Below are 23,939 nucleotides of genomic sequence, written 5' to 3'. Positions count from 1 at the left end.
TCAGTAGATTGCCATCAGGATGCGTGCGGTATCATCATCAGACAACACCTTGTCGCACACCGGATACAGATTGAATTCATCATTTTCGAAATGGTCATTGAGCATATACTCGAGAGATAAGTCATCTTGCGCCGTATCTACCCCTTTGTCCAGTAACCCCTCAATCCAGTTTATCTGTTGCATCACCTGTTGGTGTTCGACACGGGCCTTGTCCGTAGGAAAACTTTTTCTGTTAGCGGCTTCGAGTGCTGGCAACAGCAAGTTTTCTTCCCAACCTATATGCTCCTGCATACCCGATTTAAACTTATCGAATAACTGTCTTGCATAGACCGAATCCAGTGTTTTATTGCGTCTGTAGGCAATAAACAACAATTCCAGTGCCTGATGATTAGTATTAAAAAAGTCAGTAATAAATTTATGCATGTTAAGCCTCCCTCGGCGTGAAATGCTTGCCATAGTATTGTAATGGTCGGGCAAATAGCGTTGGCAATGCGTCAAGCTCAAGACTATCCAGCAGGTTTTTTACATATAGCCCTAACTCAGTATCACCGCTGATGCTCAGCTTACGTTGAAAGAAGAGGGTGTCCGGATCTATCTGCTGACTGGCCAACGCCAGAAAACTTTCTAGTTTGCCGCTGATGCAGGCATCCTCTTTACCTGTCAGTAGCACGACCAAACGTTTATTTTTAAGCGTAATAAACCAACTTTTGGGGATATCGGTGAGTGTGATCCTGAAAACTTTGCCGGTAAGAAAGTCCAGTTCACCGTCGTCCAGTTGCTGGTGCAGTGCAAGGTTCAGCAGGTTACTGGCACAGGGTTGTTGTACACCTGCCGGTATACGACTTAACAGTCTTACAGCCGACCTGAGAAGGGATATCGGTTGTACAGGAACGTTGCGCATAGATTACCTCACATCATATTTTCCGATAGTTTAGTCAGCTTTAGCCCGTATTTTTTTAATCTAAATCAATATTTGTGTGGATTGGCTTTGTCACAATACCTGAGTAAATAGCTCAACCATTATCAGGAGTGTTCCAATGGAACTATTGTGCCCCGCTGGCAGTATGCCAGCGTTAAAAAAGGCCGTAGCGGAAGGGGCCGATGCGGTATACATCGGCCTTAAAGATGATACCAATGCCCGGCATTTTGCCGGTCTTAATTTTGCCGGTGACAAGCTTTTAAAAGCTGCAGATTATCTGCATCAGCATGGTAAAAAGCTGCACATTGCCATCAATACTTTTGCACACCCGGACGGCTGGCGGCGTTGGCAATATGCCGTGGATACCGCCGTCGATAATGGTGCAGACACCCTTATTCTGGCTGACCTGGCAGTACTCGATTATGCCAGCAATAAATATCCTGAACTGGATGTACACCTTTCGGTGCAGGCTTCTGCAACTAATACGGCGGCAATTCAATTTTACCAGCAGCATTTTAATGTCAGTCGGGTTGTCTTACCTCGGGTGTTGTCGATTCACCAGGTCAAGCAATTGGCACGGCAAACCTCGGTGGAGCTGGAAGTCTTTGCTTATGGCAGTCTTTGTATTATGGCTGAGGGACGCTGTTACTTGTCTTCTTACATGACCGGGGAGTCACCCAATACCGCTGGTGCCTGTTCTCCAGCCTCTTTCGTGCGTTGCCAGGAAACGGCTCAGGGGCTGGAGTCCCGATTAAATGATGTGTTGATCGACCGTTATCAGCCGCATGAAAACGCCGGCTATCCGACTTTGTGCAAGGGGCGTTTTGACGTTGAGGGTACCGTTTATCATGCCCTTGAAGAACCCACCAGTCTGAACACGCTGGAATTACTGCCCGAGCTGATGCAATGCGGTATCAGCGCAGTGAAGATCGAAGGGCGTCAGCGCAGCCCGGCCTATGTTGAGCAGGTGACCCGCATCTGGCGTCAGGCCATTGATGCCTGTGCACGGGACAGTAGCAACTTCTCATCTCAACCGGCCTGGAATCAAGGTCTCGAAGCGGTATCCGAAGGTCGCCAGACTTCCTTGGGTGCGTATCACAGAAAATGGCAGTAGGAACATATCATGCAGTATTCATTGGGCCCTATTTTGTATTTCTGGCCGAAACATCAGGTCGAAGAGTTTTATCAGCAGGCAATGCAAAGCAGCGCTGAGATCCTTTATCTTGGGGAAACCGTGTGCTCAAAGCGCCGTGAGCTGAAAACCAAAGACTGGCTTTCCCTGGCGTGTGAACTGGCAGGGAAAGGGAAGCAGATTGTGCTTTCTACCATGGCGCTGCTGGAAGCGCCATCGGAAGTCAAAACCCTGAAAACCTATTGTGATAACGGGGATATTCTGATCGAGGCCAATGATGTCGGCGCTATTCAGTTTCTTCATGAAAACAACAAGCCTTTTGTAGCGGGAGCTGCGATTAACTGCTATAGCCAGCATAGCCTGCAACGACTATTAAAGCTGGGGATGCAGCGCTGGGTCATGCCGGTTGAGCTTTCCCGGGATTGGTTACAAAAGATATTATGCGGTTGCGAGGAGTTGGGGATCAGAAATCAGTTTGAAGTGGAGGTATTGAGTTATGGTTATCTCCCTCTGGCGTATTCGGCACGATGTTTTACTGCCCGTTCCGAAAACCGGCCTAAGGATCAATGTGACCTGTGCTGTATTCGCTACCCTAATGGGCGTCAGACCCGCTCTCAGGAAGGACAGGAGCTGTTTGTGTTAAACGGTATTCAGACCCAGTCCGGACAATGCTACAACCTCGTCAATGATTTACCTGGTATGCAAGGTCTGGTGGATGTGGCGCGCCTGAGTCCTTTATCCGTGGATACATTAAATTGGTTGGAGCGTTTTCGAGCTAATGAGCGGGGAGAAAATCCGCAGAGGGTTGAGCGAGATTGTAACGGATATTGGCACAATATAGCCGGAATGAGTCTGGCGACCTGATTGCCATCAACCTCTCAGGGTTATTGTTCAGATGATTGGTGTTACTCCTTAGTGGGTACCGTTGAGCCAGGCCTTGCCTCTTTTTCTGTATAGAGGCCGGGGGATGCTAAGCGTATGCTTTGCAGACCTGGTATGACTTTTACAGCCTGAGTTAACAGCATGATCGAAGCAGGAACAGTGGCCCCGGCCGATCAGCGGCGTGCGCTGAGTTTAAGTACCTTTGCCTTTACCCTTTGCTTTGCGGTTTGGACAATATTTTCCATTCTGGGGATCCAACTCAAGCAGGAACTGGGCTTATCAGATACTGAGCTGGGGTTGCTGATGGCAACTCCGATCCTGACGGGATCCATCAGCCGTCTTTTCCTCGGCGTATTGACTGACAGGTTTGGCGGTCGCTGGGTCTTCGGATTATTGATGTTACTGACGGCGGTGGCGGTATTTCTGGTCAGTATTGCCACCAGTTATACCTTACTGCTTATCGCTGCCCTGGGTGTGGGGTTAGCCGGTGGTGGCTTTATCGTCGGTGTTGCCTATATCTCTGCCTGGTATGAGAAAGACAAGCAGGGGACCGCTCTGGGTATATTTGGTGCCGGTAATGTGGGTGCCGCCCTGACGAATTTTGGTGCCCCTTTCCTGATGCTGGCACTCGGTTGGCAGGGGACGGCTCAGGTCTATGCGCTGGTAATAGGGCTAATGGGTATAGGGTTTATTATGTTCGCCAGACCCGACCCTGCTCAAGGCCAGCGTCAGGCCGACGCGCCAACGCTGGCACAACAGCTTTCGCCGCTGGCCGATATCCGTGTATGGCGATTTTCCCTTTATTACTTTTTTGTGTTTGGCGCCTTTGTGGCGCTGGCATTATGGCTGCCTCATTACCTGATGGAGGTGTATGGTCTGGGTGTGGCAACTGCCGGGATTCTTGCGGCGCTGTATACCATACCCGCCTCCTTATTCCGGATTCTGGGTGGATGGCTGTCAGATAAGTATGGGGCCAGAACCGTCATGTACTGGACGCTCATTGCCTCGGTGATCAGTACCTTCATTCTCAGCTATCCTCCGACGGAATATCATGTCAGAGGTATCGATGACACTATTGAGTTTTCTCTGGAAACCTCGTTGGTTATGTTTGTGATGCTGACCTTTGTTCTGGGCTTTTTTATGTCTCTGGGCAAAGCTGCGGTGTTTAAACATATTCCGGTTTACTACCCCAGACATGTGGGGGTCGTCGGTGGTGTGGTCGGTATGGTGGGAGGACTCGGCGGATTTTTATTACCGCTGACCTTTGGCATGCTTAATGATGTGATTGGCATCTGGCAAAGCTGCTTTATGTTGTTGTTTATTGTCGCCAGTGCGGCCTTAATATGGATGCACTTTGCCATTCTCAAAGCCCAGCGCCATGAAATGGGACGAGGGTGGACAGTAAGAGATTTACCGGAAATGTCGACGCCTGATTCCATGGTATTGCATGAGTGGGATCCCGAGGATAAAGAGTTTTGGGAGCGAAAGGGAAAAGCTATCGCCAACCGTAATTTGTGGATCTCTATTCCCAATTTGTTTCTGGCGTTTGCGGTGTGGTCTATCTGGAGCATCATTGTTGTGAAAATGCCTGCTCTGGGTTTTAGTTATACTGCAAACCAGCTATTTTGGCTGGCCGCGCTGCCCGCACTTTCAGGTGCCACATTGCGGCTCTTTTATGGTTTTATGATACCGATTTTTGGTGGACGCCGCTGGACAGCGTTATCGACAGCCTCCTTGCTGCTACCCTGTATCTGGATGGGTTTTGCCCTGCAGGATACTGACACGCCTTATCTGATCATGTTAATTCTTGCGCTGTTATGTGGCCTGGGTGGCGGTAATTTTTCCTCCAGCATGGCCAATATCAGTTTCTTCTATCCTAAGGGCGAAAAAGGTGCGGCGCTGGGGTTAAATGCGGGCCTGGGCAACCTGGGGGTGTCCGGTTTGCAACTGGTGGGGCCGCTGGTTATTTCTGCCAGTGTGTTTGGCGCATCGGGCGGTGAGCCTCTGATGCTGACACTGAACGAAGGTCAGCATCAGCCAATTTGGTTACAAAACGCGGCCTTTATCTGGGTGCCTCTGATTATCCTCGCGTCGCTGGCAGCCTGGTTTGGTATGCATGATATTGCTGACGCAAGATCATCCTTTCGACAACAGGCGGTGATCTTCAGGCGTTCCCATACTTGGTGGATGTGCTGGCTGTACCTGGGCACCTTTGGCAGCTTTATTGGTTTTGCAGCGGGCTTTCCGCTCTTAAGTGGCATGCTGTTTGAGGATATTGATCCGGTCAAGTATGCCTTTATCGGCCCCCTGGCCGGCGCCCTGGCCAGGCCTTTCGGTGGAGTACTGGCAGATCGTCTGGGGGGAGCACGGGTCACCTTGTGGAATTTTATGCTGATGGCGGCCGGTGTAATTGGTGTGATTCACTTTCTGCCAGAGCCGGGGCAGGCAGGTAATTTCTATGGATTTTTTGCTATGTTTTTACTCCTTTTTATTGCCAGTGGCATTGGCAATGGAGCGACCTTCAGAATGGTACCCTCGATGTTTTTGTTACTCCGCACGAGGGCGCTGGGCCAAGGCCAGGAAAAACAGGCAGAGATTGAGGGAAACCGAGAGTCAGCCGCCGTGTTGGGGTTTATTTCTGCTATTGCCGCCTATGGCGGATTCTTTATTCCTAAGTCTTATGGCACGGCAATAATCCTTACCGGTTCCGCTCACTTGGCGCTGTATAGTTTTATCGTGTTTTACATAAGCTGTGTGGCGGTGACCTGGTGGTTCTATGCCAGGCGAAATGCCCCCGTACCTTGTTAGTATGCTTTGGAGTTTATACTAAATGTCTACACATAATATGCCACATCCCCTTTGGCGTTTGGGTTTCCGTCCGTTTTTCCTGTTTGCTGCGTTGTTTTCTGTTTTGGCCATTGGGTGGTGGGGCGGAATGTTAAGCGGGTTTTGGGGGCTTGCGCCCTATGGCGGGAGTTATTTCTGGCATGGGCATGAAATGTTGTTTGGCTTTACTGCCGCTGTCATTGTGGGTTTTTTACTTACTGCTGTTCAGAACTGGACGGGCGTCCCCGGGATAAACGGCTGGCCTCTGATCTTGCTGTTTTCGACCTGGCTTACCGGGCGTGTCGTAATGCTTGTTAACCCGCCCTGGCCGGAATCGGTTGTGGCGATCTTAGACATGCTGTTCTTACCTCTGGCTGCAGGGTTTATGGCCTGGCCGCTGATCAAGGTCAGGCAGCAACGTAATCTGTTTTTTGTGCCGGTATTGCTGATTATGGCTGCGGCGAATTTTATGACTCACCTGACCGTTCTGGGCGTGTACGCTGAAGGCTTTCACCATGGCAGCTATTTAATGCTGATGCTGATTACGGCGCTAATCTGCGTTATCGGGGGCCGTGTCACTCCGATGTTTACCGCCAATGGCACAGGTACACAAAAGGTGTCGTCTTTGCCGTGGCTGGACAAGTCAGCTCTGGCATCCATATGGTTATTGGTTTTTCACTGGCTGTTTGGTGGCTGGCTACCCGATGAAGCTGTGGGGATCATTGCCATGGTTGCCGGTGTTTTGCATTTTTTTCGTTGGATACGCTGGCGGGTGTGGGTTACGTTTTCAGTGCCCCTGTTATGGTCACTGCATCTGGCTTATTTGTTTGTGCCGCTCGGATTATTGGCCCTAAGTGGCCACTATCTCGGTGATATGATGCCTTTAAGCACCGCCATTCACCTGCTAACGACCGGGGCTATCGGCAGTATTATTGTGGCCATGATGGCCAGAGTGTCACTGGGACATACTGGCAGAAAACTGCATGCTCACTGGCTTATGAGCATTATGTTTGTGACTGTACTACTAGCTGGTTTGGTGAGAACCCTGGGAAGCTGGCTCTGGCACAGTCAGATCCAGTCCATGCTGTTGCTCAGCACACTGCTGTGGTGTTTCGCCTTTATACTCTTTGTGCTCATCTATTTGCCGATCCTTACACGCCCTCGTATCGACGGTAAACCGGGTTAAGGACATAGGCATTATGCACGGTATCGTATTGCTGCTACACATTCTTGGTGCAACGGTGTGGACCGGCGGACATCTGGTGCTGGCCCTGGCCATATTACCCAAAGCGCTGCGGGAAAACTCTGTCAGCCGCATTCAGGATTTCGAGCAGGCCTATGAAAAAATTGGCATCCCGGCACTGATTATTCAGGTATTAAGCGGAGTATGGTTAGCGTACAGGCTGGTTCCGGATTTTGCGTTGTGGTTACAAATGGATAACCCTGTGGTCAGACTTATCTGGTTTAAATTACTGTTGTTGCTGATTACTCTGCTGCTGGCGGCTGATGCCAGAATCAGGGTGATCCCAACGCTCAGCAGTAAAAATCTGCGCCAGCTGGCCTGGCATATTATCCCCGTTACCCTTATCTCTGTGTTGTTTGTGGTGCTGGGCGTCAGTTTTCGAACCGGCTGGTGGTTTTAGATTGGTGGCCAGGGACAAGCCCTTGGGTCAGCGCATTGCTGTTTTTACCGCCGGGGCGTTATGCCAGCCATTGCCTGTGCGTAAGGTGGATAGATCATTGCGTCTGATGCCCTGTTTGCGCATTACTTTTAACACTCTGCCGGCCACTAACTGGCGCAAATAGAAAGGCTGACTGACCACAAAATGGTGTATTGAATGGGTACGGCCAAAGTTAAAACAAAAGAGTTGTAGGGGCAGTAAATACCAGTGATCCAGAATCTGGGTCTGCTGAAGCAGGTTTTGCACATTGCCATAATAATGCATGTGGGAGGTGATCAGGTTTAAACAGGCGGAACGGATCACGTTAGGTGCGATCAGTACTACCACCGCGAAATTAATGCCTTCCAACAGCCAGAGTATGGTTTCCGGATACACTGTTGCGCTAATCCCGCCAACTCCCGCAAAGAGGGCGTCATAGGTGTGGAACAGCAAAAACGTATACCAGGTTAAAAAATACAGGCTGGCCAGGGGAAAGGTTGCCGCCAGCAGTTTTAGCATTGAAAAGTTGTCTGTTTCCCGGCGCAGAATCCCGTGGCGCAGACACAGCCCCAGCAGGCCATCAAACATGACGATAAAGCGACTCAGGCCCCAGGTGATGCCATTGCCTACCAGGCGTTCTTCCAAATCCTTTGGGGTACCGGAAACTTTGTGATGTAAAAGATGCATATTGCGTCTGTACCAGGGGTTAACGGTGTTCGGGCGCATCAACCAGGTCAGCAGCATCATGCCATGATAGATAATGGGCTGATGACGAAAATACTGACGATGGATCAGATCATGTTCGATTTCATGGGACAGGGACGCACAGAGCGCCGCCACAATGATGCAAGCCCAGGCAGGGATCCACTCCAGGTAATAAAGGACAGCGGCACCCAGCATACCCGCCAGCGCCCCTAGCAGGATAGCCAGCCCGATAACACTCTGGTAGCGCAGTATGGGATAGCGCTGACGCCAAGACTGTTCTTCACTGCGAATGGTCTGGATGATGTGGCGGATACGTTGTTGCGAAGACAAGTCATCGGATGGGCTGATTACTGGCATGGTTCTCCTCGTTAAACCGCTAAGCCTAACAAATTTTGTCTGCCGCTGCGTTGTTTGAGTGTTGTCGAAACGTAGCCAGGTGGCTTCTTTTGGGGCAAGGATCGACAGATTCGCTCTTGCAGGATTGCTTCTTGGGTCCTGGTCAGGCTTTTTGATGTGATACATCAATGAATTCGATCCGTCTTCGCGTACCAGGGCTATCTTCAGGCTGCGCTTATCTGCTCAATCATTCACCACCGTACTACGTGCAGCTTCTTTTCTGAGTGCTATCCTGTCTGTTTGGCAGAAAAAACACCTCAAAAGCGAACTATGCCACTATTTGCATGAAAATTTTCTACTTAAACGCCTTTAAAAAGGATATTAAGCCTATTCTTAATGTTTTTTTTAAAGCAGTTAAATCGCATTTTTAAAGGCTTTGAAAGGAGTTGGGAGTAATAAAATTCACTTTGCTCCTGCAAACGTAGACAAGAGCTATTTTCGGGTATATGCTCCGCAAAAAATCAGCTGTAATGTTTATAATTTAACCATCAGTAAGAAGAAGGGTCAGCCATGTTATACGATAACAATCTCGTTACCGAATGCCCAATCAGACAAATGATCAGGGATTTTTATCGCATCGATGAAAACCTGGCTGTTGACCATATATTACCCGATGCTGAAGTTAATATGAGTGCCCGCAGTCGCGCCTGGGAGCGGGCCCGCAAAATGGTGTTACAGATTCGCAGTGAACAGCGTGGGAGCAGCGGTATTGACGCCCTGCTGGAAGAGTATTCCTTGTCCAGTGATGAAGGCGTGGTACTGATGTGTCTGGCCGAAGCCTTATTGCGGGTACCCGACAAGAAAACGCAGGATGAATTGATCCGTGACAAACTGTCAAAAGGGCGCTGGAGTAGCCACCTGGGCAGCAGTGATTCGCTGTTTGTTAACGCATCTTCCTGGGGCCTGCTGCTGACCGGCAGCATGGTCAGCTATGCCGATCAACGCCGCGCCGAGCAATTTGGTTTGCTAAAACGCACCCTCGGCAAGGTTGGTGAGCCGGTCATTCGTAAGTCGATGAATATTGCCATGAAGGTGATGGGCAGGCAGTTTGTAATGGGGGAGACCATAGAAGATGCGGTGGAAAGGGCCCAGAACAAAGAAAAAATCGGTTATGTGTATTCCTATGACATGCTTGGCGAAGGGGCCCGCACCATGCGTGATGCCAAGCGTTATTATGATGCCTACGCCCACGCCATCGAAGTGATTGGCGTTGCAGCCGGTGGCAGAGGGCCGCGGCGCAGCCCCGGCATTTCGGTCAAGCTCTCGGCCATTCACCCGCGTTATGAATTTACCCACAGAGAGCGGGTCATGGCAGAGATCCCGCCACGGCTCAAGGCTTTGTGTTTATTAGCGAAAAAGTATGACATCGGGCTTACCGTTGATGCCGAGGAATCTGAACGTCTGGATATCTCCCTGGATATCATTGAGGCGGTATTTACCGATCCGGAGCTGGAAAACTGGACCGGCTTTGGTATGGCTGTGCAGTCCTATCAGAAGCGGGCCATGTACGTGATTGACTGGCTGCGCGATCTGACTCAGCGTGCCGGGCGCAAAATGATGGTACGTCTGGTTAAAGGGGCCTACTGGGATACAGAAATTAAAAACGCCCAGAAAGACGGGCTGGAGCACTTTCCGGTATTCACCCGAAAGTCATCTACAGATGTGTCATACCATGCCTGCGCCAACCGCCTGCTGGATTACCGCGACACCATTTATCCGCAGTTCGCCACGCACAATGCGTATACCGCGTCGGTGATCATTGAGCTGGCCGGTGACGATAAAGAAGGGTTTGAATTCCAGTGCCTGCATGGCATGGGCGACTCCCTTTATGATCAGATCGTCAGAACCGATCATATCCAGTGTCGTGTCTATGCGCCGGTGGGCCAGCATGAAGAGTTGCTGGCCTATCTGGTGCGCCGTTTGCTCGAAAACGGTGCCAACTCGTCCTTTGTCAATGCCATTGTGGATGACAGTAAGCCAGTGGAATCTTTGCTTGAAGATCCGGTGGAGAAAACTCAGCGACTGAAGCGCAAATACAATGAACAGATTCAAAAGCCCATCGCCCTGTTTGGCGATGAGCGGGATAACTCCAAAGGGCTGGATGTTACCGATATCAATGCCCTGAGCCCGCTGAAAATTACGCTGGATCGCTGGGTAACCGAAAACAGCTTTAGCGAAGCCGACATTCCCGATGGCCACCACGCAGTGCGCAACCCGGCCAATCGCGACGAGATTATTGGTTATCATCAGTATGATACCAAAGAGACCATGCTGGAAAAGCTGGAAACGGCGCACAGCCATTTCCAGAGCTGGTCGCAAAAGCCCATGTCGGAACGTGCCGATATGCTGCGCCGGATTGCCGATATTCTGGAAAGACACAGTGATGAACTGATCGCCATTTGTATCAAAGAAGCCGGCAAAACCCTCAAGGACAGCGTTGACGAAGTGCGTGAAGCGGTGGATTTCTGCCGTTATTATGCTGCCCGTGGAGAGCTGCTGGCCGAGGATGAACGTCTTTCTCCCCGTGGAGTGGTGCTGTGTATCAGCCCATGGAACTTCCCTCTGGCCATCTTTCTCGGCCAGGTTGTCGCCGCATTGGTGACCGGGAATACGGTAGTAGCCAAACCTGCTGAGCAAACTAGCCTGATCGCCAAACGTACGATTACTCTGATGGAATCCGTTGGCTTACCTCCGGGTGTGGTGGTAAGCGTGATTGCTGAAGGTCCTTTAGTTGGCAGTACCTTACTGCCGGATGAGCGTATCAAGGCAGTGATGTTTACCGGCTCTACTCAGACCGGCTCTTTGATTGCCCGCAGTCTGGCAGCACGGCATGGCGAACAGGTGCCACTGATCGCCGAAACAGGCGGTCAGAATTGCATGATTGTGGATTCCACAGCGCTGCCGGAGCAGGTGGTGGACGATGTTATCGCATCGGGTTTTCAGAGCGCAGGTCAGCGCTGTTCTGCACTCAGGGTGTTATACCTGCAGGAAGATATCGCCGATCAGGTGATTACTATGCTCAAAGGCGCACTGGCGGAATTATCATTGGGTGACCCAGCATACCTGTCAACGGATGTTGGCCCGGTGATTGATAACAAGGCACTGGCAAACTTGACTGCTCACGTTGATGCCATGCAAGGCAAAGCAGAGCTGTTATTTGAGAGCAGCATTCCGGACAGTTGCGCAAAGGGAACCTACTTTGCCCCACGTCTGTATGAGATTAAAGACATCGACGTGTTGCAAAAAGAGGTGTTCGGCCCTTGTGTGCATATTGTGCGTTATAAAGCGTCAGAGCTTAACGGGGTGATGGATAAAATCAATTCCACCGGGTATGGCTTAACCATGGGCATTCACTCACGTATTGATGAACGGGCCATTGAACTGGCCAGACTGGCGCGGGTCGGTAATGTGTACATCAACCGCAATATGATTGGTGCCGTGGTGGGTGTGCAGCCCTTTGGCGGACGCAATTTATCCGGTACTGGCCCTAAAGCCGGCGGGCCTAACTATCTGCCCCGCCTGATGCTGGAAAAAGCCACGCCCAAGCCACCTAAAGAGGCCACGGGGAATGAGGTGGACGAGGCTCTGGAGAGTAATGACAGTGACCGTCAGGAAGCCCGGGAGGTGATGGAAAATGCCGTGGCGGCCGAACAGCAATGGCGGTTAATGGATTTAAACACGCGAACATCTTCGGTGCGCCAGCTACTGGCGAAAATCGCCAAAGTCGATATTGTCGAAGAGCTGGCCGATGACTTAAACAGCACGCTGGCGGTGGCACGCTCGCAGCTGTTCGCCATTGAAAAGCGTCTGAAAAAGCCAAAGGTACTGCCGGGGCCAACCGGTGAATCCAACGTGCTGTATCTGGAGCCACGTGGGGTGCTGGTGTGTTTTGCCGACAAAGACGTAACCTTTGAATATTGGACGTTGTCTATCGTTACCGCACTGGCCACAGGGAATACGGTGATTTCGGTGGTGTCTGATGTGTTCTACGAGGAAGCGCTGGCGTTTCGTGACAAGTTTATGGCCACCGGTGCACCACACGGGGTGTTTCAGGTAGTGCATTTGCGCCACTTACAGGCACTGCTCGAAGAGCCTAAACTGGCTGGAGTGGTCATTGACAGTAACAGTGAACGTAGCGCCTATATTGCCAATTTGCTGGCCCGGCGGGAAGGGGCGATTCTGCCGGTGATCACCGCAGAATATAACGATAACCTGATCCAGCGTGTGTTGTGCGAGAAAACCATTAGTATCGACACCACCGCTTCGGGGGGGAATACCTCACTGATGACTCTGATTGAAGATGAAGAGTTGCTTTACTGACGACAGCGTCAGGACACTTGTAAAAAAATAGCCCCGCTTTTGCGGGGCTATTTAGTATGGTTTATCAGGCCTTCTGGTGAGACACATCAATCAGTTCGACGGTGCCGTCTTCGCGTACTTCGGCTATCTGTCCGCGGGGTTCATCCATAAAAATCAGGGTGAACAGACCTACCAGCGCGGTGGCAGCGATGACATAGAAGAAGGTGTGATAATCCACAAATGACAGAATTGTCAGAAAGGTTACCGCCCCCACATTACCGTAAGCCCCTGTCATACCGGCAATCTGGCCGGTCATACGACGCTTAATCAGCGGCACCACCGCAAATACTGCGCCTTCACCGGATTGCACAAAGAAAGAGCAGCCCATGGCAATAGCTACCGCCAGCCATAATGGCCACTGGCCGTCCACCATGCCCATCAATGCGTAACCTGCTGCCAGGCCCGCGGTGAGGATCATCAGCGTGGGCTTGCGGCCGAATTTATCGGATATCCAGCCACCTGCAGGACGTGACATCAGGTTCATAAAGGCATAGGCCCCGGCGACTAGGCCGGCTAAGACGGGGTCGAGGCTGAATGTTTCGGCAAAAAACAGTGGCAGCATGGAGACCACTGCCAGCTCTGAGCCGAAATTGGTGAAGTACAGAATATCCAGCACGGCCACCTGTTTAAAACTGTATTTATGCAGCTCCGGCACTTTTTCGGTAAACACCTGTTTGTTCACCTGCCAGACTTTAACCACTTCGAGCAGGTAGAGCAGGCCCAGGCCGAGATAGATAAAGTTCACTACCTGCTGGCTGAGCATTTCCACGCCGCTTGGCGAGAGTTTCCAGGCCAGCAGAGCAATGGCGGCATACATGGGCAGCTTCATAATCAGCAGAAAGAAGAAATCCGGCACGGAAGTCACTTCCATGGCGCCGAGGTTTTTCGGCCGGAAATAGGTTGAGCCCTTGGGGGTATTAGACACATTGGCATAATAAACAAAGGCAAACAGCAGGCTGATCACACCAGTAATGCCAATGGCCCAGCGCCAGCCGTCTTCGCCACCAAACAGTACCGCAATGGTTGGCAGGGTAAAGGCCGCCGCAGCGGAGCCAAAGTTACCCCAGCCACCATAGATGCCTTCAGCCGTACCCAGCTCGTTGTGAGGAAACCACTCAGATACCATGCGGATACCAATCACGAATCCGGCACCGATAAAACCCAGCAAAAAGCGCGCGATGGCGGCCTGTATAAAGCTGTCGGCCAGAGCAAACATAAAGCAGGGAATTGAGCAGATAGCCAGCAGCGATGAGTACACCAGCCGGGGACCATATTTATCGGTCAGCATACCGATAATCACCCGCGCCGGTATAGTCAGGGCCACGTTCAGAATCAGCAGGGTCTTGATCTCATCAGAGCTCAGCCCTAAGGATTCTTTTACCGCCTGAAGCATGGGGGCAAAGTTAAACCAGACTAAAAAGCTGATAAAAAAGGCCATCCAGCTAAGGTGCAGCACTTTCATCTTGCCGGTAAACGACAGCAGATTGAATTTCTCGGTTGCCATGGGAATCTCCACAGAGTTATTAAGGATTTTTCTTTATTGTGCTCTTGAGGGGGGCAATAAAATTGATGCAAATCAATATTTGCCGCTAGCTATATCCGATGCTCCAGAGCTATCTCTTAGGGGGTAGGTACGTACAACGAGAGCAGTTTTCGGCGCTCAGATTTTGTGGAATGAACATCTGGCAGAACTTGGATTTGAAGGTCACTGGATGCCCGATAACAGCATTCGGGCATGACAGGTGGTCGTTCCCGCAGCCGTTGGCGGGAACCCAGTGACCTTTTGACGAAGAGGTGTAAAGGCGCTGGATGCCCGATAACAACATTCGGGCATGACAGGTGGTCGTTCCCGCAGCCGTTGGCGGGAACCCAGCGACCTTTTGACGACGAGGTGTAAAGGCGCTGGATGCCCGATAACAACATTCGGGCATGACAGGTGGTCGTTCCCGTGGCAGCTGGCGGGAACCCAGTGACCTTTTGACGAAGAGGTGTAAAGGCGCTGGATGCCCGATAACAACATTCGGGCATGGCGGGTGGTCGTTCCCGCGGCAGTTGGCGGGAACCCAGCGACTTTTTGACGAAGAGGTGTAAAGGCACTGGATGCCCGATAACAACATTCGGGCATGACAGGTGGTCGTTCCCGCGGCCGTTGGCGGGAACCCAGTGACCTTTTGACGAAGAGGTGTAAAGGCACTGGATGCCCGATAACAACATTCGGGCATGACAGGGGGGCGTTCCCGCGAAAGCTGGCGGGAACCCAGTGACCTTTTGACGAAGAGTTGTAAAGGCACTGGATGCCCGATAACAACATTCGGGCATGACAGGTGGTAGTTCCCGCGGCAGTTGGCGGGAACCCAGCGACCTTTTGACGAAGAGGTGTAAAGGCGCTAGATGCCCGATAACAACATTCGGGCATGACAGGTGGTCGTTCCCGCAGCCGTTGGCGGGAACCCAGTGACCTTTTGACGAAGAGGTGTAAAGGCGCTGGATGCCCGATAACAACATTCGGGCATGACTGACGGCGAAACTTCGGTGAACAGTTGGATCAGAGTTTCGCGCTGACCATCAGCCAGAGTTTTTCGGTGTCATTGGCAAACTCGTCGGCCTGATAGCTAGCGTATTTGACCAACAGGCTGACGTTGGCATTGAGCTTATATCCGGCGCTGAGATTCCATTCATCACCATAGTCGATGCTGCCTCTGTCACTATCATACTGGTGCCAGGTCAGGTTAAGCTTGATATCGCTGAGGCTGGTACCCAGCCCCAGATACAGATCCTGAATGCCCTCTGGCGGGGTATTCAGGAACTTATCCGCAAAGCCCTGAAACTTATGTAATGTCGCCAGGGGCGTAATAAAGGCACCGTCGTTATCGGCGCCAAGATTTTCCATCCCGGCTTTAAGATTAGCCCCTGCCAGTGTGGTGGACACCTCCAGCATCTTATAATCGGCAGAGTAATCTTTGCTGTTGTCGCCGTTATCCTGTTGTGTGGCATAACTGGCCTTAAGCGTCAGTCCGGCCAGTTTGCCCTGATAACTCAGGCCCAGGGTCTGGGTCGATAAGGCGTGAGCCTGATCAAAATCGAGCCAGTAACCAAAGCCGCTTAACTGATGGCCCTCTGCCAGTTGGTAGTGGCCATGCAGCAGATGAAAATCCCCCTTCAGATTTCCATTGGCGCTGTCATCACCAAAGATGCGGTTGATATTGTAGATGTAGCTGTAGTCCAGTTTCAGGCTGTTGGCGGCGTTATATTGAGCGCGATAGCCATCGAAGGTCTGTTCGTTCTGCCGCCAGCCTACACCGCCGACAAAACGCTGATCTCCATGGTTAATACGATGACGGCCCAGGCTGAGATTCATCCCATCCCGCTGCCAGGACAAGGTGGCGAGGTTGACTTCGGTGCCGGTGGGGTCGGCCACCACAGGGCGCTGGATATGGCCATTAACAGTGGAGTTATAGGTTTCTCCGCCAATGGCGCTGACATTATCCACTTCCAGTGCCAGCTTAAGCCCCTGATAAGCGCCACTTTGATAGGCGAAACGGGTTTTCAGGGTATTGGCCAGGGCATCTTCATCGATGCCCTGCTGGTTAACAAATTCAGAGCGGTATCGGAATGACAGATCCACATCGCCATTTTGTATTGCCCCTGACAGTGACTCCTGCGCCAGTAACGTCTGCATGGGTGCCAGGCTGAGGCCAGCGGATAACGCAATAACAGAAAGTTTCATGGTGATTTCCCGTAGTTGAAAGGTACGGGGGTATACTACGTAGTGTTTCAGTTGCAGTAGTTTGATATAAATCAAATTCTGGCAGTGGCTTATCCCAATGCCCACTCCTTGCTACTTTGGGGGTAGCGGGGCTGTTAAAGTCGTCTCAGGCCGGTATCAATCCTGATCGAGAAAATTATGCTCCCGCTCATACTGCCAGCGCTGTTGTAGCCTTTCTGTCTGGATAGCCAGGTACATGGCGATCATACAGGCAGCGGACACCCCATAAAGGAGCATAAAGGTCACCGAATAAAAACCGGTCCAGTCCACCAGGAAACCAAACAGAATGGGCAGGGTGCAGCCACCCAGCGCGCCCATGGCACCTATCAGACCGCCAGCGGTGCCCATTTGCTGCGGGTAGTAGTCATTCACCAGTTTATATACACTTGCCCGGCCAAAGCCCTGAGCAATACCCATCACAAACAGCAGGGCAGTAAACCACCAGATATTAATACCGATATGCAGGGTCACATCTTTACTGGTGCCGTGTATGGTCATGGTGGTGGGTGGGTAGCTTAAGAAAAACAAACACACCAAACAGATCCAGAATACCGACCAGCTGACCACCCGGCCACCGTAACGGTCCGCAAACCAGCCGCCCACAGAACGCACCAGCGACGAGCCGGCCACAAACAGCAAAGTAAAAGCCATGGCCTGTTTGATGCTCAGGTCATAAGCGTGCACATAGTAATGGGGCAGCCACATTAACAGGGCCAGAAAAGAGCCGAAGACAAAGTAGTAATATAATCCCAGTCGCCAGATTCGTAACTGCCCCAGCAAAGGGATAAATGCTTTGTCCGGGTGTTGATGTGTTGATGAGACGGCTGGTTGGCGTGGGCCAAGCAGCCAGAACAGTATACAGGTCAGCAGAATCCCGGCGGTATAAAGCCAGCCGGTTAACTGCCAGTGCCAGCGCTCGTCGAGTATCGGCAGCAGAATCAGATTGATCGCGGCCCCGGCATTACCGGCACCAAATAATCCCAGTGCTGTGCCTTGTTGATTACTGGGAAAGAAATCCGCCACATATTTAATTCCCAGGGTAAAGGCGCTGCCGGCCACGCCAAGCCACAATCCCAGCAACAGGTAATGCTCAAAGGTGTTTGCCTGAGGTAGTAATAATAGAGGGGGGATCAGCAACAGCATCTGCCACAACAGCAGAGATTTGGCGGAATATTTCTGAACCCATATGCCGGCGGGAACACGTAACAGTGCCCCGGTGAGCATGGGCGCGGAGAGCAATATACCCAGTTCGGTCAGTGACAGCCCCAGGCTCTGCTGCAGGGGTTCTGTGAGGGCGGCATACAGGGTCCAGACCGAAAAATTGGCGGCAAAAACCAGCGTGGCGAGGATCAGCGCGCGTATTCCTGTAGGTGAGATTGCCTGCATTTGTCCCCGCGACATTAGTAAATATCCACAGTATAGGGTTTATCAGATTCAGATAAAGGTCTTTGATTTGTATCAAGCCTGTTGCTGATAAGGCTGGATTTATTAAACTGATTTCGGTCATGCTGGTATTTATACCAATCCTTAAGGATAACGATGGGCGAGTCCTTATTACAACTTGGCAGTAGCGCGCAGACTCAGGCGGGTGTTAAACCGGTCAATGAGGATGCCGTGGCCATTTTCTGCCCGGACAGCACCTATCTGCAACAGGTTAAAGGGCAGGTGCTGATTGTGGCCGATGGGATTTCTGCCGCGGAGGCCGGCAAGGAAGCCAGCGCATCTGCTGTCAGCCGCTTTATTCTCGAATACTACAAGACGCCTGATACCTGGTCGGTGAGTCATAGTGGCGAGCAGGTGTTATCGGCTATCAACCTGCACTTGTATCGCAAAAGTCATGAGTTTGCCGATGAGCATAAAGGCTATCTGACCACTTTCTCTGCGGCGGTGCTAAAGGGGCGGCAATTGCACTTTTTTCATGTGGGTGACAGCCGGATCTATTTATACAGAAACGGAGAACTGCAGCAACTTACCCGGGATCATGTAGCGAATCTTGGTAATAACCACCGTTTTTTATCCCGGGCGCTGGGCATGGATAACCTGTTGCATGTGGATTATGGCAGTCAGATATTAGAAGAAGAGGATTTATTGCTGCTGACCAGCGATGGCGTACATGATTTCTTATCCGTGCAACAGTTATCTGCAGTGCTCAGTGAAGTCCAGGATGCTGACAATCTCAGCCAACAGTTAATTCACATGGCGCGCGATGCGGGCAGTGATGACAACTTGTCGGCGGTGGTAGCAAAAGTGCAGGCCCTGCCACAGTTGCAGGTGGATGATTTTAATGCCCAGCTGACCCGTCTGCCGTTTCCACCAACCTTGTCACCGGGAATGAAGCTGGATGGTTACGAAGTGCTGGAGGTGTTATATAACTCTGCCCGCAGCCAGCTCTATCTGGTTAAGGATCTGCAGGATGACAGTCAGTGGGTGATGAAGACGCCGTCACCGAATTTCAGTGATGACAGCCATTACATTGACCGGTTTATTCAGGAGCAGTGGATAGGCAGCCGTATTCATCACCCCAATGTGGTGAGGATACTTTCCCAGCAACGGCCACGTACGGCACTGTATTACCTGATGGAGCCGATCAGGGGCCAGGATCTTGATGGCTGGCGTGCCAGTAATCCTAAGGCCGGACCAAAACGGCGCATTCAGCTTATCCGACAGCTGGCGGAAGCGCTTAAAGCCTTTCACGCTAATGATGCGGTGCATCAGGATGTGAAGCCCGGCAATGTTCTGATTGATGATAACGATCAACTGACTCTGGTGGATTTCGGTTCGGTATTTGTGGCCGGGGTGGCCGAGTTATACCGGCCTATTGAACATCTCGGCGCTCTGGGTACGGCTACCTATGCCGATCCGAATTATTTGCTGGGTAAAAACCCTGGCGCTCAGGGTGATGTCTACAGTCTGGCAACTCTTTGCTATGAGCTGTTTACCGGCCAGTTACCCTATGGGGAGCGAATCGCCGATTGTCGCAACTGGGCTGACTACGACAAGCTGCGCTATGTGTCTGCCAGCCGCCATAATCCGGTTATTCCGCTGTGGTTTGATCGGGCGCTGGAGCGGGGTGTGAGCTTTGATCTGACCCTGCGCTATCAGACCATTGACCAGTTGATGGCCGATCTTAATCACCCCAACCCGGAACTACTTAAAGAGCTGCCCCCCCCAAAAGAGGCAGGTAAATTAATGCTGTGGAAGCTGATTAGCGGTTTCTGGTTTATCACCTTGCTGGTGGTGATTTACCTGTTCAGTCAGCAGTGATGTTATTAGCGACACTACTCCTTTAGAGATAGCCAGTCACCCCTAAAAAAATATCTGCCTACCTATACAAGTGAATTGTTGCCATTGCGGCTTCAGGTAATAGTGACAAGGACGAATTTTATTAACCAGAGGGTGAGCCAATGGCCAATCTTGACAGATGGGAACCGGAAGACGAAGGATTCTGGCAAAGCCAGGGTAAAGCAATAGCAAATCGCAACCTGTGGATTTCCATTCCCAGCTTGTTGTGCGGATTTGCCGTATGGTTGTACTGGGGGATTCTCACTGTACAGATGATGAATGCCGGTTTTGATTTTGCAGCCAGTGAGCTTTTTACCCTGACTGCAATTGCCGGATTATCGGGTGCCACGTTGCGTATTCCCAGTAGCTTTTTTATCCGCTTTTGTGGCGGACGCAATACCATCTTCTTTACCACCAGTTTGCTTATTATTCCTGCCTTTTTTACTGGTATCGCGTTGCAGAATCCTGATACGCCACTGTGGCAATATCAATTACTGGCACTACTGTCTGGTATTGGTGGCGGTAATTTTGCCTCATCAATGTCAAACATCAGCTTTTTCTTTCCCAAGAAGCAACAAGGGTTAGCCCTTGGTTTAAATGCCGGTTTGGGTAATTTTGGTGTCACCACCATGCAGGTGCTGATTCCGCTGTTTATGACCATGGGCGTTTTCGGTGCGCTGGGGGGTGACCCGGTAACACTGGTGTCGACCTCGGGCACGCTGATCGGCAAGATCCCTGCGGGCAGTGAAACCTGGATTCAGAACGGCGGCTTTTTATGGCTATTGTTTTTGGTGCCTCTGGCCTTTGCGACGTTCTTTGGTATGCACAATATCCGTACGCAGGAAGTAACACCAGATTTACCGGGATTGCCAAAGGCGATACTGATGATCAGCGCCATGCTCCTCATTGGTCTGTGCACTTCTGCGGCTGGCTTATGGTTGATTTTGCCGGAAGCGGCGAACGGTTCTGGCTGGGGAGTGCCGAAGGAGATCGTGCTGGTACTGGTCGTGACCGCAACGGTCTTTATTCTGAAAATGCTGCCCGGTGCCATCGGCCAGAGCCTGAGCCGACAGTACCAGATTTTCCGCAATCGCCATACCTGGGTGATGAGTGTGATCTACACCATGACCTTTGGTTCATTTATCGGTTTTGCGGCGGCTTTTCCACTGGCCATTAAAGTCATTTTCGGTTTTCAGCACCTGGTAGTAGACGGTGTGATGACCCATGATACGGTTAATCCGAATGGGCCCAGTGCATTGATGTTTGCCTGGATCGCACCTTTTATTGGCGCATTGATCCGTCCCCTTGGTGGTTGGTTAGCTGACAAATTTGGTGGAGCACTGGTGACCCAGTTCTGCGCCCTGGTCATGGTGTTGTCTTCGCTGGGTGCGGCGTACTATATGCAGATGGCCTACCAGTCAGCCACACCTGAACAGTTCTTCTGGCCATTCTTTGTCTTGTTCCTGGTGCTCTTTGCCGCAACAGGCATCGGTAATGGTTCAACCTTCAGAACCATTGCCATGGTCTTTCCTAAAGAGCAGGCGGGGCCAGTATTGGGCTGGACCTCTGCGGTGGCGGCTTACGGCGCGTTTTATATCCCGAAGGTCTTTGGTGAGCAGATTAAAGCCACTACGCCTGAGGTGGCGCTGATTGGCTTTGCCATTTTCTATGGTGTTTGTCTGGTGCTGAACTGGATGTTCTATCTGCGCAAGAACGGTCAGTATTATAACCCTTAATCTCTCTTATCGAGGCTGTACCTGGCCGCTGGATTTTTTATCCAGCGGCTTTTTTCTAAGGGGGTATCACGGTGTTTAATTACGAAAGCAATCTTGGTAAGGCATATACTGAGCGTTTACCTACTCTGGGTCAGACGATAGCTCGGTGTATCAGCTTATTTGGCGGTAAACGACTCTATGGGGTGGGTGGTGATTTTGCCGCAAATTTAATCGGTGCCCTTGAGCCTTATCTTGAGTTGTGTCCCTCCAGTAATGAGATGCACGCCGGCTTCAGTGCCTGTGCTCAGGCCGAAACAGAAGGAATGGGTTTTTGTCTGACCACCTATACGGTCGGTAGTCTGCCTTGTGTTTCCGCGGCGGCATTGGCCATGACCGAAAGTCTTCCGGTGGTGTTTATATCCGGTGCGCCGGGCGAACAGGAAGTGGGCAGTCTGGCCATTCATCATACTGTACATGCGCGCGCCGCCTGGCGAACTCAATATGACAATGCGCTGGAGGCTTTTGCGGCACTGGGCATGAAGGCAGAACGGTTACAGGGGCAGCGCAATGACGGTCAGCCGAATATGGCCGGTGAAAGCTTTTTGCAGCTACTGCATTATGCCTGGCAACACCGCCAGCCGGTATTTATTGAGGTACCCAGAGATCAGGTGTTCAGTAAGACTCAGGCGTTACAGCTACCGGATTCACCATCGCAGTTGGGCTGTGGCTCTCAGTTGCTGGCGGGCAGTTCATTGATTGCCGATGAAATCCGTCGCCGTCTCAGTCAGGCGCAAAAGCCGGTCCTTTTCATCGGTGATGGGGTAAAACATAATCCACGATTGCGAGACCTCATTATTGCGTTCTCTGAAAAGCATAATATTCCTTTTGCTACCAGTTGGTTTGCCAAAGGTCTGTTCGATGAGTTTGAACCAAGGTGCCTGGGGGCCTATAACGGTGTATTCAGCGATAATTTCAGCCGTGAGTATATTGAACAGCATGCCGACTATGTGATGGATGTCGCCAGCAGTATTTATGCGCAGGACACCAATACCGCTTTTGCCACCGGCAGTCATTTTATTGAGGCGTTTGCCAATAAAACGGTGCTTAAGGGAACTGCCTTGCAGGAGCAGGACCTGGTGGAGCTGTTTGAGACGCTGCTGACTATGACCTTACCCGTGTATGAGAGCACATTGCCCGAACAACGGGGTGCGTCTGTACCATTAGCCGATACCGATAAACTGGATTTTCATAATCTTGCGTCGGTGATGAATGTTTTACAGCAGCATGATGCCAATCCCTATTTATACCTGCCGGAGGTAGGTAACAGCTATTTCGCCAGCTACAGCCTTAAAACCCGTCTCGGCGAAGCTGGGCGGGGCTGGCTGACCAACCCCTGGTATGGAGCCATGGGCACCACGTTACCTTATGCCCGCCACTGTGCAAAACTGGTACAGGAGCAGCAACTGAATGAACGGGTGGTGGTGATAACAGGCGATGGTGGCCTGCATTTCCAGGCCAATGAGTTGATTGAAATGCAAAAAGATCGCACCGCCGTCATTATTATCTATATGCGTAATAATATTTTCCATTTGGGCAAAAGTGGCGACGGCCCCATTTATTATTGCAATGATCCCGCCTTTGATATTCATAAACTGATCGCGGCATACGGAGGGGAGTCGGCCCATTGCCAAACTGTGGGCGAGTTTAAGCAGGTGTTTAATCAGTATGTTGAGCAAAACAGTGGCTTGAAACTGATCGAGATACCGGCCGATCCTGATGAGCAATATCAGTGCCGGGAAATCCGTTTACTGAATATGTATATCAAAGCAAAGAACGGCGATGCCCGTTCACTGCAACAGTGGCAGGCGTTAACTTAGTCACCTTGTAGTGTCAGCACCAGGTTTCTGGGACCCGCATGATTGCGGTGCTCACACAGGTAAATACCCTGCCAGGTGCCCATATTAAGCCGGCCATCGGTTACCGGAATGCTCAGAGTGCTGCCTAATATGCTGGCCTTTAAGTGGGCCGGCATATCATCACTGCCCTCATAATCGTGTTTATAGTAGGGCATATTCTCCGGCACCATTTGGTTAAAATGGCTTTCAAAATCCTGACGCACAGTGGGGTCGGCGTCCTCATTGATGGTCAATGAGGCGGAAGTGTGCTTGATAAAAATCCATATCATGCCAACACGGCAGCCTTGTATCTCGGGAAATTGTTGCAGTATCTCATCGGTAATCAGATGAAAGCCTCTTCTACGCGGCTTTAACCGAATCTCTTTCTGTTTCCACATGGA

The 23,939-nt window shown here is 51.2% G+C and carries 16 protein-coding genes; 9 read left to right on the top strand and 7 right to left on the bottom strand.

All coding sequences use genetic code 11. The features are described from left to right. Both CCY32_RS11925 and CCY32_RS11920 read right to left on the bottom strand, forming a co-directional pair. A complete protein-coding gene (locus CCY32_RS11925; protein ID WP_168171504.1) occupies positions 1-423 on the bottom strand; it encodes a hemerythrin domain-containing protein in 423 nt (140 codons plus the stop codon). Between the two features lies 1 nt (position 424). Further along, on the bottom strand, positions 425-901 hold the full coding sequence (locus CCY32_RS11920; RefSeq protein WP_088330982.1) for an SCP2 sterol-binding domain-containing protein: 477 nt from the start codon (positions 899-901) through the stop codon (positions 425-427). A gap of 136 nt (positions 902-1,037) precedes the next feature. On the opposite strand from CCY32_RS11920, the gene CCY32_RS11915 reads away from it, so the two are divergent. From CCY32_RS11915 to CCY32_RS11895, 5 genes are all read left to right on the top strand, one after another. Then, positions 1,038-2,033, top strand: coding sequence for a peptidase U32 family protein (locus CCY32_RS11915; RefSeq protein ID WP_088330980.1), 996 nt, complete (start codon positions 1,038-1,040; stop codon positions 2,031-2,033). Positions 2,034-2,042: 9 nt separating this feature from the next. Next, positions 2,043-2,915, top strand: coding sequence for a U32 family peptidase (locus CCY32_RS11910; protein ID WP_088330978.1), 873 nt, complete (start codon positions 2,043-2,045; stop codon positions 2,913-2,915). 159 nt (positions 2,916-3,074) lie between these two features. After that, on the top strand, positions 3,075-5,741 hold the full coding sequence (locus CCY32_RS11905; protein ID WP_088330976.1) for an MFS transporter: 2,667 nt from the start codon (positions 3,075-3,077) through the stop codon (positions 5,739-5,741). 22 nt (positions 5,742-5,763) lie between these two features. Continuing rightward, complete coding sequence (locus CCY32_RS11900; protein WP_088330974.1) at positions 5,764-6,945, top strand: NnrS family protein; 1,182 nt, start codon at positions 5,764-5,766, stop codon at positions 6,943-6,945. A 13-nt stretch (positions 6,946-6,958) separates the two neighbouring features. After that, the gene (locus tag CCY32_RS11895) at positions 6,959-7,402 is read left to right on the top strand and encodes a CopD family protein (protein ID WP_088330972.1); all 444 of its coding nucleotides are present in this window, start codon (positions 6,959-6,961) and stop codon (positions 7,400-7,402) included. 27 nt (positions 7,403-7,429) lie between these two features. On the opposite strand, the gene CCY32_RS11890 is transcribed toward CCY32_RS11895, so the two are convergent. Then, positions 7,430-8,482, bottom strand: a complete 1,053-nt coding sequence (locus CCY32_RS11890) for a fatty acid desaturase (protein ID WP_088330970.1) — start codon at positions 8,480-8,482, stop codon at positions 7,430-7,432. Positions 8,483-9,031: 549 nt separating this feature from the next. Between CCY32_RS11890 and putA the strand changes: the two genes are divergently transcribed. After that, positions 9,032-12,841 carry a bifunctional proline dehydrogenase/L-glutamate gamma-semialdehyde dehydrogenase PutA gene (gene putA, locus CCY32_RS11885; protein ID WP_088330968.1) on the top strand — a complete coding sequence of 1,270 codons (3,810 nt, stop codon included), beginning with the start codon at positions 9,032-9,034 and terminating at the stop codon, positions 12,839-12,841. 64 nt (positions 12,842-12,905) lie between these two features. Here putA and CCY32_RS11880 read toward each other — a convergent pair whose 3' ends face one another. From CCY32_RS11880 to CCY32_RS11870, 3 genes are all read right to left on the bottom strand, one after another. Further along, entirely contained in the window at positions 12,906-14,384 is a 1,479-nt protein-coding gene (locus tag CCY32_RS11880; protein WP_088330966.1) for a NarK family nitrate/nitrite MFS transporter, read from the bottom strand. A gap of 1,041 nt (positions 14,385-15,425) precedes the next feature. Then, positions 15,426-16,607 carry a porin gene (locus CCY32_RS11875; RefSeq protein WP_088331056.1) on the bottom strand — a complete coding sequence of 394 codons (1,182 nt, stop codon included), beginning with the start codon at positions 16,605-16,607 and terminating at the stop codon, positions 15,426-15,428. A gap of 156 nt (positions 16,608-16,763) precedes the next feature. After that, complete coding sequence (locus CCY32_RS11870) at positions 16,764-18,032, bottom strand: MFS transporter (protein ID WP_088330964.1); 1,269 nt, start codon at positions 18,030-18,032, stop codon at positions 16,764-16,766. 153 nt (positions 18,033-18,185) lie between these two features. Here CCY32_RS11870 and CCY32_RS11865 point away from each other — a divergent pair, with 153 nt between their 5' ends. The 3 genes from CCY32_RS11865 to CCY32_RS11855 all read left to right on the top strand — a co-directional run bounded on the left by CCY32_RS11865 (position 18,186) and on the right by CCY32_RS11855 (position 23,520). After that, positions 18,186-19,910, top strand: coding sequence for a bifunctional protein-serine/threonine kinase/phosphatase (locus CCY32_RS11865; RefSeq protein ID WP_088330962.1), 1,725 nt, complete (start codon positions 18,186-18,188; stop codon positions 19,908-19,910). Positions 19,911-20,050: 140 nt separating this feature from the next. Continuing rightward, positions 20,051-21,664 (top strand): MFS transporter, encoded by a 1,614-nt coding sequence (locus CCY32_RS11860; protein ID WP_088330960.1) that lies wholly within the window; start codon positions 20,051-20,053, stop codon positions 21,662-21,664. A gap of 71 nt (positions 21,665-21,735) precedes the next feature. Next, entirely contained in the window at positions 21,736-23,520 is a 1,785-nt protein-coding gene (locus CCY32_RS11855) for a thiamine pyrophosphate-dependent enzyme (protein ID WP_088330958.1), read from the top strand. Here the strand turns inward: CCY32_RS11855 and CCY32_RS11850 are convergent. Next, a complete protein-coding gene (locus tag CCY32_RS11850) occupies positions 23,517-23,936 on the bottom strand; it encodes a secondary thiamine-phosphate synthase enzyme YjbQ (RefSeq protein ID WP_088330956.1) in 420 nt (139 codons plus the stop codon). The genes CCY32_RS11855 and CCY32_RS11850 overlap by 4 nt on opposite strands. Positions 23,937-23,939: the final 3 nt, after the last annotated feature.

It is taken from the genome of Lacimicrobium sp. SS2-24 (assembly GCF_002201535.1).
GTDB lineage: Bacteria > Pseudomonadota > Gammaproteobacteria > Enterobacterales > Alteromonadaceae > Lacimicrobium.
Note: the sequence above shows the minus strand (reverse complement) of the source record. Positions and strands in the feature narration are given on the sequence as shown.

Coding starts and splice junctions, on each gene's coding strand:
- CCY32_RS11925 (WP_168171504.1), bottom strand. CDS start 423: ATGCATAAATTTATTACTGACTTTTTTAATACTAATCATCAGGCACTG.
- CCY32_RS11920 (WP_088330982.1), bottom strand. CDS start 901: ATGCGCAACGTTCCTGTACAACCGATATCCCTTCTCAGGTCGGCTGTA.
- CCY32_RS11915 (WP_088330980.1), top strand. CDS start 1,038: ATGGAACTATTGTGCCCCGCTGGCAGTATGCCAGCGTTAAAAAAGGCC.
- CCY32_RS11910 (WP_088330978.1), top strand. CDS start 2,043: ATGCAGTATTCATTGGGCCCTATTTTGTATTTCTGGCCGAAACATCAG.
- CCY32_RS11905 (WP_088330976.1), top strand. CDS start 3,075: ATGATCGAAGCAGGAACAGTGGCCCCGGCCGATCAGCGGCGTGCGCTG.
- CCY32_RS11900 (WP_088330974.1), top strand. CDS start 5,764: ATGTCTACACATAATATGCCACATCCCCTTTGGCGTTTGGGTTTCCGT.
- CCY32_RS11895 (WP_088330972.1), top strand. CDS start 6,959: ATGCACGGTATCGTATTGCTGCTACACATTCTTGGTGCAACGGTGTGG.
- CCY32_RS11890 (WP_088330970.1), bottom strand. CDS start 8,482: ATGCCAGTAATCAGCCCATCCGATGACTTGTCTTCGCAACAACGTATC.
- putA (WP_088330968.1), top strand. CDS start 9,032: ATGTTATACGATAACAATCTCGTTACCGAATGCCCAATCAGACAAATG.
- CCY32_RS11880 (WP_088330966.1), bottom strand. CDS start 14,384: ATGGCAACCGAGAAATTCAATCTGCTGTCGTTTACCGGCAAGATGAAA.
- CCY32_RS11875 (WP_088331056.1), bottom strand. CDS start 16,607: ATGAAACTTTCTGTTATTGCGTTATCCGCTGGCCTCAGCCTGGCACCC.
- CCY32_RS11870 (WP_088330964.1), bottom strand. CDS start 18,032: ATGCAGGCAATCTCACCTACAGGAATACGCGCGCTGATCCTCGCCACG.
- CCY32_RS11865 (WP_088330962.1), top strand. CDS start 18,186: ATGGGCGAGTCCTTATTACAACTTGGCAGTAGCGCGCAGACTCAGGCG.
- CCY32_RS11860 (WP_088330960.1), top strand. CDS start 20,051: ATGGCCAATCTTGACAGATGGGAACCGGAAGACGAAGGATTCTGGCAA.
- CCY32_RS11850 (WP_088330956.1), bottom strand. CDS start 23,936: ATGTGGAAACAGAAAGAGATTCGGTTAAAGCCGCGTAGAAGAGGCTTT.